Below are 9,724 nucleotides of genomic sequence, written 5' to 3'. Positions count from 1 at the left end.
GGGTGCACCGACCGCTGCGTGCGCTGCCCCGGCCCGACTCGGTCACCCTGGACAGCGCCGGGCGGGCGGCGGCAGCGGAGGCGGCCTTCCAGCCCCGCTCCACGGCCCCGGCCCGGGTTCCTGGCGGCGGCGCCGGACCGCTCGTGGTGCTGCTGGACGACATCGTCACCACAGGCGTCACCCTGGCCGCCGCGAGCAGGGTGCTGACCGCGATCGGGTGGGCACCGAGTGTTGCAGTGGTGCTCGCGGCGACCGAGAAAAGACGCCAGTTGTAACCGATTGTGTTTCCGTTTCACCCGTTGGTGTATGACCTGCGAAAAATTTTGGGCCGTCTCCGCAACATGGGGTGACTGCCGGGCAAACAGGAGTTAGCGTTTCGCTGTCGGGGGTAGGAGGTCGTTCCAACCGCCCCCGGCGGTGAGAGGAGGCGTAGCCGTACCAACCGGTCGACGCCAGCGGGTCTCCCCTACGGCGCGCGACCGGGCTAACCGGATCGAAGACCGTCCGAAAAAGGGAGGTCACGTGGACATCGTGGTCAAGGGCCGAAACGTCGAAGTGCCGGACCATTACCGGGTGCACGTAGCTGAGAAACTCGCAAAGATCGAACGCTACGATCACAAGCTTATTCGGGTCGATGTCGAGCTGTTTCACGAGCGCAATCCGCGCCAGGCCGACCACTGCCAGCGGGTGGAGATCACCTGTGTTTCCCGGGGCCCGGTGATTCGGGCCGAGGCCTGCACCAACGACTTCTACAGCGCGCTCGACGCGGCCATCGCCAAGCTCGACACCCGGCTGCGCCGCGCGGCCGACCGCCGCCGCGTACACCGCGGCCGGCACGCCCCGATCTCCGTCGCCGAGGCCACCGCCGGCCTGCCGGTCGCGGACCTGGTGGCCCCCGCGCTGAGTGCGCCGGGTGACGGCGCCCGCGCCGGCACCGCCGTGGCGGAGCGCGTCGAGGAGGAGTACGACGACCAGCAGCCGTGGCACATCGCCCGGGAGAAGGTCCACCCGGCGGAGCCGATGACGATCGACGACGCGCTGTTCGAGATGGAACTCGTCGGTCACGACTTCTACCTGTTCCAGGACAAGGAGTCCGGCCGTCCCAGCGTCGTCTACCGGCGTCACGCGTACGACTACGGCATCATCTCCCTCGCCACCTGACCGGCGGCTCGTGGGGTTGTGGTGGGCTCCCACCACAACCCCACCACACCGGTCAACGGAGGTCGCAGGGGAGCAGCGCGAAGGTCAGGTCGTCCAGTCGGGTGCCGGCCAGCCCGGGCAGCCGGCCGCGTTGCAGACCCTCGCGCTGGAACCCGACCCGCTCCAGCACCCGGTGTGACGCGGTGTTGTCCGGCACGGTGCCGGCGGTCAACCGGGCGATGCCCGTCGAGCCGAACGCCCAGCCCGCGAGCAGTCGAACCGCCCGGGTCGCGTACCCCCGGCCGCGCCACTCGGGCAGCAACGCGTAGCCGACCGACGCTTCGCCGGCGGCCACATCGGTGTACGACAGCCCGCAACTACCCGCCGGCTCTCCGCTGGCCACGTCCGTGATCAGCAGTCGCGCGATCTCGCCGGTCAGCCATCCGCTCCGCGCGAGGCGACAACGCCGCTCGATCGCCTCCCGCGTCGGCGGCACCGGCGGTGCCTGGTTCGCCACCACCTCGGGCCGGCTGTGCAGCCGGTACATCACCGCCGCGTCGTCCGGCGCGAGCGGGCGCAGCGCCACCACCTGATCGGTGAGCACCCCGCCCGGCAGGTCCGGCAGCGGCCGGGCGGCCGGGCCGGGCGGATCGCCGGCCACGCGTACCCAGGCCAGCAGGTCGTGCCGGCCCGAGTCGCGGCTCACCGTGGCCGACCGGCGCAGCCCCTCGTAGCGGAAGCCGGCGGCCAGCGCGACCCGCTGGCTGGGCGTGTTCTCCGGGTGGGTGAGCAACTCCAGTCGGGCCGTTCCGCTGGCGAGGGCGTGGTCGCTCAGCGCGCGGGTGGCCGCGGTGGCGACGCCGCGTCCACGCGCCGCCGGACGCACCCAGTAGCCGATTCCGGCCTCGCCCCGGGCGGGCGCCAGATTGTAGAGACCCACCGAGCCCAACAGCCGGTCCGTGGCCGGGTCCGCGACGGCGTACGCGGCGGCGCCGGCGGTCGAGGCCGCCGGGGCGCCCGCGTCGATCCACCAGCGGGCGTCGACCTCGGTGTACGGCGTCGGCAGGCCCGTCATGAAGCGTTGGCTGACCGGGTCGGCCAGGCCGTCGACCACGTCGGGGATGTCCTCGGCCCGGAACGCCCGTAGCCGCACCCCGTACGCCTCGATCGCCTGCGGCAGGCTCACCGCAGATCCCCGGCGAGGAGGGCGGCCAACCACGTGTCGACCCGCTCACCCCGGTGCTGCACGCCACCTCGGGCGGTCCCCTCGAACCTGAAGCCCGCCTTCTCCGCGGCCCGGCGGGAGGAGGTGTTGCCCACGTGCGCCCGCCACTCGATTCGGGCCAGGCCCAGGGTGCTGAATCCCCAGGCGCTGAGTGCGACAAGTGCGGCGGGCAGGTTCCCCCGGCCCCGGGCCGCCGGGGCGGCCATGAAACCGACGTCGGCCAGCAGCGGATCGGCGGCGGAGAGTCGCAGTTCGAGCGAGCCCACGTACCGGTCGTCCTGGTCGGCGATCACGAAGCAGGCGGCGTCCCCGCGAGCCCACGCGTCCCGGCTGAAGGTCTGGTACGCCTGTGCGTCGGCACGCTCGTAGGGATCCGGCACGGTCGTCCAGCGGATGGTCTCCGGGTCCCGACAGGTCCGCACCACCGCGTCCAGGTCGTGCTCCTCGATGGGCCGCAGCCGGAGCTCGCCGGACCCGGTGGTGGCGAACAGCACGGGCTGCGGGCGGCCGAAGACGGCGGCCCGGCGGGCGACGAGGGTGCCCGGCCCGGCCGGCCCGGTCGACCCGGCGGCGGGCACCTCACCGGGCAGCAGCGAGCCGATCCAGCCGTCCGCGCCGAAGTGCGGCGTCGAGTTGGCCAGCCGCAACCGACCGTCGATCCGGAAACCGGCCCGTAGGGCCACCAACCGGGAGACGTGGTTGCCCACCTCGGCCTGCCAGATCAGCCGGCGGAGCCCAAGGGTGTCGAAGGACCAGCGCGCCACCGCCCGGGTGGCCCGCACCATCACCCCTCGGCCGCGGGCCCAGGGCGCCGTCCAGTAGCCGATCTCACCGGTGCCGGTGCCGTCAATGGCCACCAAACCGCACGAACCGAGCAGGTCACCGGTTACCGGGTCACAGATCGCGAACGGCGCGGCCGTGCCGTCCGCCCAGGCACGCTCGCTCAGCTCGGTGACGAAACCCCGCGCGTGCTCCGGCAGATAGGGGCGCGGCACGCGGGTCCAGCGCTGAATGTCCGGGTCCTGGCAGGCCTTGTGTACGGCGTCGGCGTCGGCCTCCCGCCAGGGCCGCAGCCGCACGCGTCCTCGGTGATCTCCACGGGCTCCACCCGTGCATCGTGCCGCACCGTTCGCCGACGGCGTAACTGGATAACGTACCGGCGTGTAGCTGGTACGTGAGTTATGTCGGGTTCGGCGCAATGGACCGCCGCTACCAGTGACCATCACGCCGATGGAGCGCCTACGATGGTTCGAGACCGTCTAGGGGAGCGTTGATCCGTGTCGATTCTGGAAAAGGTCCTTCGCGCGGGCGAGGGCCGCATGGTGCGCCGGCTGAAGGCCATCGCCGCCGCCGTCAACTCGATCGAGGACGACTACGTCAACCTCAGCGACGAGGAACTGGCCGGCTTGACCGAGCAGTTCCGGGAACGGCTCGCCGACGGGGAGACCCTCGACGACCTACTACCGGAGGCCTTCGCGGTGGCCCGCGAGGCGTCCGCCCGGGTGCTCGGCCAGCGCCCGTACGACGTCCAGGTGATGGGCGGCGCGGCGCTGCACTTCGGCAACATCGCCGAGATGAAGACCGGTGAGGGCAAGACGCTGACCTCGGTCATGGCCGTCTACCTCAACGCGCTGTCCGGCAAGGGCGTGCACGTGATCACGGTCAACGACTACCTCGCCCAGCGCGACGCCGCCTGGATGGGCCGGGTGCACGAGTTCCTCGGGCTGACCGTCGGCGTGGTGCTGCCCAACCGGCCGGCCGCCGAGCACCGGGCCGCGTACGAGTGCGACATCACCTACGGCACCAACAACGAGTTCGGCTTCGACTACCTGCGCGACAACATGGCCTGGTCGAAGGACGAGCTGGTGCAGCGCGGGCACAACTTCGCGGTGGTCGACGAGGTCGACTCGATCCTCATCGACGAGGCCCGCACCCCGCTGATCATCTCCGGCCCGGCCGAGCACTCCGCCCGTTGGTACGGCGAGTTCGCCGGCGTCGTCAACCGGCTCCAAGCCGGCACCGACGGCGAGGGCGACTACGAGGTCGACCACTCCAAGCGCACCGTCGCGGTCACCGAGCGCGGTGTCGCCAAGGTCGAGGACCGGCTCGGCATCGACAACCTGTACGAGTCGGTGAACACTCCGCTGGTCGGCTACCTCAACAACGCGATCAAGGCCAAGGAGCTCTACAAGCGCGACAAGGACTACATCGTCAGCGACGGTGAGGTGCTGATCGTCGACGAGTTCACCGGTCGCATCCTGCACGGCCGCCGCTACAACGAGGGCATGCACCAGGCGATCGAGGCCAAGGAGGGGGTGGAGATCAAGCAGGAGAACCAGACCCTGGCCACCATCACCCTCCAGAACTACTTCCGCCTCTACGAGAAGCTGTCCGGGATGACCGGTACGGCGCAGACCGAGGCAGGCGAGTTCAACAAGGTCTACAAGGTCGGCGTGGTGACCATCCCGACCCACCGCCCGATGGTTCGGGAGGACCGGCCGGACGTCATCTACAAGACGGAGAAGGCCAAGTTCAACGCCGTCATCGAGGACATCGCCGAGCGGCACCAGCTGGGCCAGCCGGTGCTGGTCGGCACCGTCTCGGTGGAGAATTCCGAGATCCTCTCCCAGCTGCTGCGCCGGCGGGGCATACCGCACAACGTGCTGAACGCCAAGTTCCACGCCCGGGAGGCCGAGATCGTCGCCCAGGCAGGTCGTAAGGGCGCGGTCACCGTGGCCACCAACATGGCCGGCCGTGGCACCGACATCCTGCTCGGTGGCAACGCCGAGTTCCTCGCCGCGAACGAGCTGCGTCAGCGTGGCCTCGACCCGCTGGAGAACGAGGAAGAGTACGCCAAGGCGATGGAGGAGGTCCTGCCCAACTGGAAGCAGGCCTGCGACGCCGAGGCCGACGAGGTCGCGGCCGCCGGTGGTCTCTACGTGTTGGGCACCGAGCGGCACGAGTCCCGGCGGATCGACAACCAGCTGCGTGGTCGCGCCGGCCGGCAGGGTGACCCGGGTGAGTCCCGGTTCTACCTGTCCCTCCAGGACGAACTGATGCGGCGCTTCCGGGCCGGTGCGGTCGAGGCGGTGATGGAGCGCTTCAACATCCCGGAGGACGTGCCCATCGAGTCGAAGATGGTCACCCGGCAGATCAAGAGCGCCCAGGCCCAGATCGAGGGCCAGAACGCCGAGATCCGCAAGAACGTGCTCAAGTACGACGAGGTGCTCAACAAGCAGCGCCAGGTCATCTACGCCGAGCGGCTCCGGGTGCTCAACGGTGAGGACCTCTCCGACCAGGTGCGCAGCATGATCGACGAAACCGTCGAGGCGTACGTGCGGGGTGCCACCTCCGAGGGCTACGGCGAGGACTGGGACCTTGAGCAGCTCTGGTCCAGCCTGAAGCAGCTCTACCCGGTCGGCATCACGATCGAGGAGCTGGAGGAGGAGGCCGGCGGCTCTCGGGCCGGCATGGACGCCGACTTCCTGGTCGCCCGCCTCAAGGAGGACGCGAACGCCGCGTACGACCGGCGTGAGGAGCAGCTCGGCGCCGAGGGGGTGCGCCAGCTCGAGCGGATGGTGCTGCTCCAGGTCATCGACCGTAAGTGGCGCGAGCACCTCTACGAGATGGACTACCTCCAGGAGGGCATCAACCTCCGGGCGTACGCCCAGCGCGACCCGGTGGTGGAATACCAGCGCGAGGGCTTCGACATGTTCGCCACCATGATGGACGGCATCAAGGAGGAGACGGTCGGTTTCCTCTACAACATCGACGTCCAGGTGACCGACCCGGAGCCGGAAACGGGTGCGGACGAGGTCGCGCTGCTCGACAAGCCGGTCGAGATCCGGGCGAAGGGCCTCAATCGCGCTCCGCAGCGGCAGGGCCTGCAATACTCCGCGCCCACCATCGACGGTGAGGCCAGCCCGGGCGCGGTCGCTGTCGAGCAGGCCGAGCAGCAGGCTCCGGCGCTCGGTGTGGGCCGACCCGCCCCGGGTGCTCCGGCCGCTCCGGGTCAGAGCGCGCCGTCCGCCCCGCAGCGCCCAGCCTCCGGGCTGCGCGGCCCGGCAGTTCCGTCGGCCGCTGCCCGCCGGCCGGCACCGAACCAGGCGGAGGCGAGCAACGGTCCGTCCCGTAACGCGCCGTGCCCGTGTGGCTCGGGCCGCAAGTACAAGCGCTGCCACGGCGCGCCCAACGGCGGCAACTGACCAGAAGCACCATCCGACGGGTCCCGGCCTACCCAGGCCGGGGCCGTCGCTGTCTCCCAGTTACCGATCCGACCTACGTCCGTGCGTGCCATCCGAGCTGCACCGATCCGACCTGCCTGCGTGCCGTCCGACGCTGCGCCGATCCGACCTGCCTGCGTGCCGACGGCGCGCCGATCCGACCTGCCTGCGTGCCGACGGCGCGCCGATTCGACCCGCCTGCGTGCCGAGGCCGCGCCGATCCGACCCGCCTGCGTGCCGTCCGACGGCGCGCCCGGGCTGATCACCTCGTCTTCATGAAGAGCCTGATGTTTCCGCAGGCTCAACGGCGCGGTTTCCGGCATCCAGAGTTGATCACAAGCTCAGAGGACGTGTAGGGCGGTGCAGAGCCAGCGGCCCCGGCGATGCTCCAGCCTGATCGCCATCGCCCAGCTCCGCCCGCCGGCGCCGGTGAGGACGGCCGCCGCCTCCACCGCGGCCGGCCGGGGGCTCGCACACTCGCAGGCGGAGCAGCCGGATCACCGGCCGGCTGGCGCGGCGGCGGGGTGCCCCGGCCCGCCCGGACGCGCGGGCCAGCTCGGTCAGCAGCTCAGCCGCTCGGGCCGGGTCGAGCAGCGCCCGCACCTGGGCCGGCGAACGGTAGCCGTTGACCACCTCCAGGCAGGTGCCGACGAAGCGATGCGCGGCTCGGGTGGCTTCCGGAGCGGTCGCCGACGGCAACGAGGTGACCGGATGGGTGGTGGAGGACCGGCTGGGCACCGGCCGCAGCGCGGCGCGACGCTCCGGTGGCCGGACCGGGCTCGGTCGGGTCGAGGCGAACAGGTCGAGGGCGAGCTGACCGTCGGTCGGTGCCGGCCAGTACGGCCCGTCGGTCTCGTCGACGTACGGCGGGTCGACGGGTGGGACGGGGCGCAGCCGCACCGGCGGTCGGGAACGGCTGGGTCGTACTCCACTCATCACGCCCCTGATCCTTGCGTTTACCTTCGTTTGCCTCTGACAGCCTTGATTCTGGCTGACAAAGAGGCGTCGGTCAATGACTCAGGGTGCCGTCGACCCACCGAGGCGCATGATCCACTCGGTTTCCATGATGTCGCGGCAATAGGCGGGCTCGGATGCCCCGGTTTCCATGAAACCGAGTGGATCATCGCGCGGGGCGCGGGGCGCGGGCGCGGGCGCGGGGCGCGGGGGCCGGAAGGCTACTCCGGGTCGCGGTCGATCAGCGGGTTGCTCTGCACCCACTCTGCGGTCTCGTCGTATTTGCGAGCGATGTACTCCTCCAGGCGGGCGCGCTCCACCCGCCACTGGCCGCGTCCACCGATCTTGATCGCCGGCAGTTCGCCGCTGCGCACCATGTGGTAGACCTGCGAGTCCGACACGTTCAGCTCGGCGGCGACGTCGGAGAGCAGCAGGAACCTCGGCTCCACAGGAACTCCCGGGGTTGATGTCGTTTGGCTCAGTTTGCCACCGACAGCGCCGGCCGCCCAGCACCGGCCCGGGCCGGCGGGGGAGCTACCAACCGGGACACACCGGTCGGGAACTTCCTCCGGCCCGGAGGCGGGGTGTATGACGGTCACGGCGTCCGGCATGATCGGCGCCCGTGCCGGCGGCCGCCGGTGGAGGACGACGCGGGGGAGACGACCGGTGACCGACGAGATTGTCCGGGTGTACGTGCCGGCGACCGTACCGATGCTGGCCCGGCTGCGGGCCGAGGGGTTGGCCGCCGACCAGGCCCACGCCGTCACCCCGGCGCTGCGGGAGTGGTACGCCGAGGGCGACGAGGAGGAGTTGGAGTACGTCGCGTTCACCAGGGCCGCCCAGGACGCGCTGCACCTGCTCCGGGCCGATCCGGCTGCTCCCCGCCGCCGCGTCGTCGTCTCGGTCGACCTGCCGGCCGGCGCGGTCGGGCGGGCCGACGGTGAGTTGGGTTCCAGCACCGTGACGTTGGTCGACGCCGTGCCGGTCGGTGCCGTCGCGGCCATCCACGTGGACGGCGAGGACGCGGTCGAGGACATCGCCGCCGCGGTCGACGTGGTCGCCGAGGCGGCCGCCGGAGATCCCGACGCCCAGTTCACCGTCGACGGTGCCGAGGACCACGAGTTGGAGTGGTACGACGTGACAGAGCTGGACCTGCTGCTCCGCGCAGCCGGCTGAACCGGCCGTCCGCTTCAGCCGTCAGCGCGTCGGGTCCGCCTCGGTCGGCTGGGCGTCGAACGTCTCGGCCGGACTCGGCTCGTCGTCCTCCGGGTCGGACCGGTCCGCGACGGTGCCCGCGCCGTCGGCCGGTTCGTCGTCCTCGGCGTGCGCCGGGCCGAGCGTGCGGCCGAACGCGATCAGCGCGGTCAGCGCCCCCACGAAGAGCACCCAGATGCCGTTGTCCACCCGCGAGGTGCCCAGCGAGGTCTGTGCCACCGCGTCCGCCTCGCTGAGTGCGCTGGCGAGATCGATGAGCGACCGACCACCGACCCGGATGATCACCTCGGCGAGCAGCAGGAGCAGGCCCGGCCCGGCGCCGGCGAGGAGGTACGCCGGCCAGCGCAGCGCCGGGGCTTCGGGGTCGCGGCGGACCGCGCGACGCCGCGCCCAGCTCAGGTAGCCGAAGGCCAGCAGACCGGCCAGCAGCCCGGCGACGAGCGATTCGGTACGGGACACCCACTTCGCCGCGTCGACAAGCGATTCCTGGCTGTCGCCTGCCCCGAAGAGGTTGAACAGCGGGTCGCGGGCGCGGCTGAACGCGACCACGAAGATCAGCGTGCCCAGCGCGGCGGTGACCACCGCCCCGACCGCCGGAGCGGTCCGCGCGGCGGCCAGCGCGCCGCCGATGATCGCCGCGGCCGCCGTGCTGCCGGCGATCACGTTGGTGACCGAGGTGTCGAAGTAGGTGAGGTTGATGGCCAGCGCGGCGGCGAGCCCGACCAGCATTCCGCCGCCGATCGCCCCGGCGAAGCGCAGACTCGCCCAGTCGCCGTACCGGCGGGCCAGCAGGTTGCCGATGGCGAGCGCGACGGCCGTGCCGGCGACCAGCGCGGCCGAGATCACGCCGGGCAGGGCGAACGCGGAGAGGCTGATCGCGGTGACCCCGGCCGCGGCCGAGGTGATGGCCTCCCGGGTGGACCAGAGCATGGCGGCCAGCCAACCGAGCGCCAGCAGCCCGAGCACC

7 protein-coding genes and 2 pseudogenes are annotated in these 9,724 nt (G+C 71.4%); 4 read left to right on the top strand and 5 right to left on the bottom strand.

Annotated elements, in window-relative coordinates; genetic code table 11:
* Nucleotides 1–275: pseudogene (locus JM949_RS29895) on the top strand (ComF family protein); the annotation flags it as partial.
* A gap of 247 nt (nt 276–522) precedes the next feature.
* On the top strand, nt 523–1,161 hold the full coding sequence (gene hpf, locus JM949_RS29890) for a ribosome hibernation-promoting factor, HPF/YfiA family (RefSeq protein ID WP_203151485.1): 639 nt from the start codon (nt 523–525) through the stop codon (nt 1,159–1,161).
* Nucleotides 1,162–1,213: 52 nt separating this feature from the next.
* Here hpf and JM949_RS29885 read toward each other — a convergent pair whose 3' ends face one another.
* Together JM949_RS29885 and JM949_RS29880 are read right to left on the bottom strand one after the other, a co-directional pair.
* On the bottom strand, nt 1,214–2,326 hold the full coding sequence (locus JM949_RS29885) for a GNAT family N-acetyltransferase (RefSeq protein WP_203151484.1): 1,113 nt from the start codon (nt 2,324–2,326) through the stop codon (nt 1,214–1,216).
* Nucleotides 2,323–3,444 carry a GNAT family N-acetyltransferase gene (locus JM949_RS29880; protein ID WP_309232390.1) on the bottom strand — a complete coding sequence of 374 codons (1,122 nt, stop codon included), beginning with the start codon at nt 3,442–3,444 and terminating at the stop codon, nt 2,323–2,325. Before JM949_RS29880 ends, JM949_RS29885 begins: the two co-directional genes overlap by 4 nt.
* A gap of 198 nt (nt 3,445–3,642) precedes the next feature.
* Here JM949_RS29880 and secA point away from each other — a divergent pair, with 198 nt between their 5' ends.
* Complete coding sequence (gene secA / locus JM949_RS29875; protein ID WP_203151483.1) at nt 3,643–6,570, top strand: preprotein translocase subunit SecA; 2,928 nt, start codon at nt 3,643–3,645, stop codon at nt 6,568–6,570.
* 359 nt (nt 6,571–6,929) lie between these two features.
* Here the strand turns inward: secA and JM949_RS29870 are convergent.
* Both JM949_RS29870 and JM949_RS29865 read right to left on the bottom strand, forming a co-directional pair.
* Nucleotides 6,930–7,524, bottom strand: a pseudogene (locus JM949_RS29870) (Rv3235 family protein).
* 239 nt (nt 7,525–7,763) lie between these two features.
* On the bottom strand, nt 7,764–7,991 hold the full coding sequence (locus JM949_RS29865) for a helix-turn-helix domain-containing protein (RefSeq protein WP_203151482.1): 228 nt from the start codon (nt 7,989–7,991) through the stop codon (nt 7,764–7,766).
* 217 nt (nt 7,992–8,208) lie between these two features.
* Here JM949_RS29865 and JM949_RS29860 point away from each other — a divergent pair, with 217 nt between their 5' ends.
* Nucleotides 8,209–8,718, top strand: coding sequence for a DUF6912 family protein (locus JM949_RS29860; RefSeq protein ID WP_203151481.1), 510 nt, complete (start codon nt 8,209–8,211; stop codon nt 8,716–8,718).
* Between the two features lie 21 nt (nt 8,719–8,739).
* On the opposite strand, the gene JM949_RS29855 is transcribed toward JM949_RS29860, so the two are convergent.
* Nucleotides 8,740–9,724, bottom strand: a 985-nt coding sequence (locus JM949_RS29855) for a hypothetical protein (protein WP_238434134.1), incomplete at its 5' end; no start/stop codon positions are given.

Origin of the sequence: Micromonospora tarensis, from assembly GCF_016803395.1 — a bacterium.
GTDB lineage: Bacteria > Actinomycetota > Actinomycetes > Mycobacteriales > Micromonosporaceae > Micromonospora > Micromonospora tarensis.
This window is presented reverse-complemented; position numbering and strand designations above follow the sequence as displayed.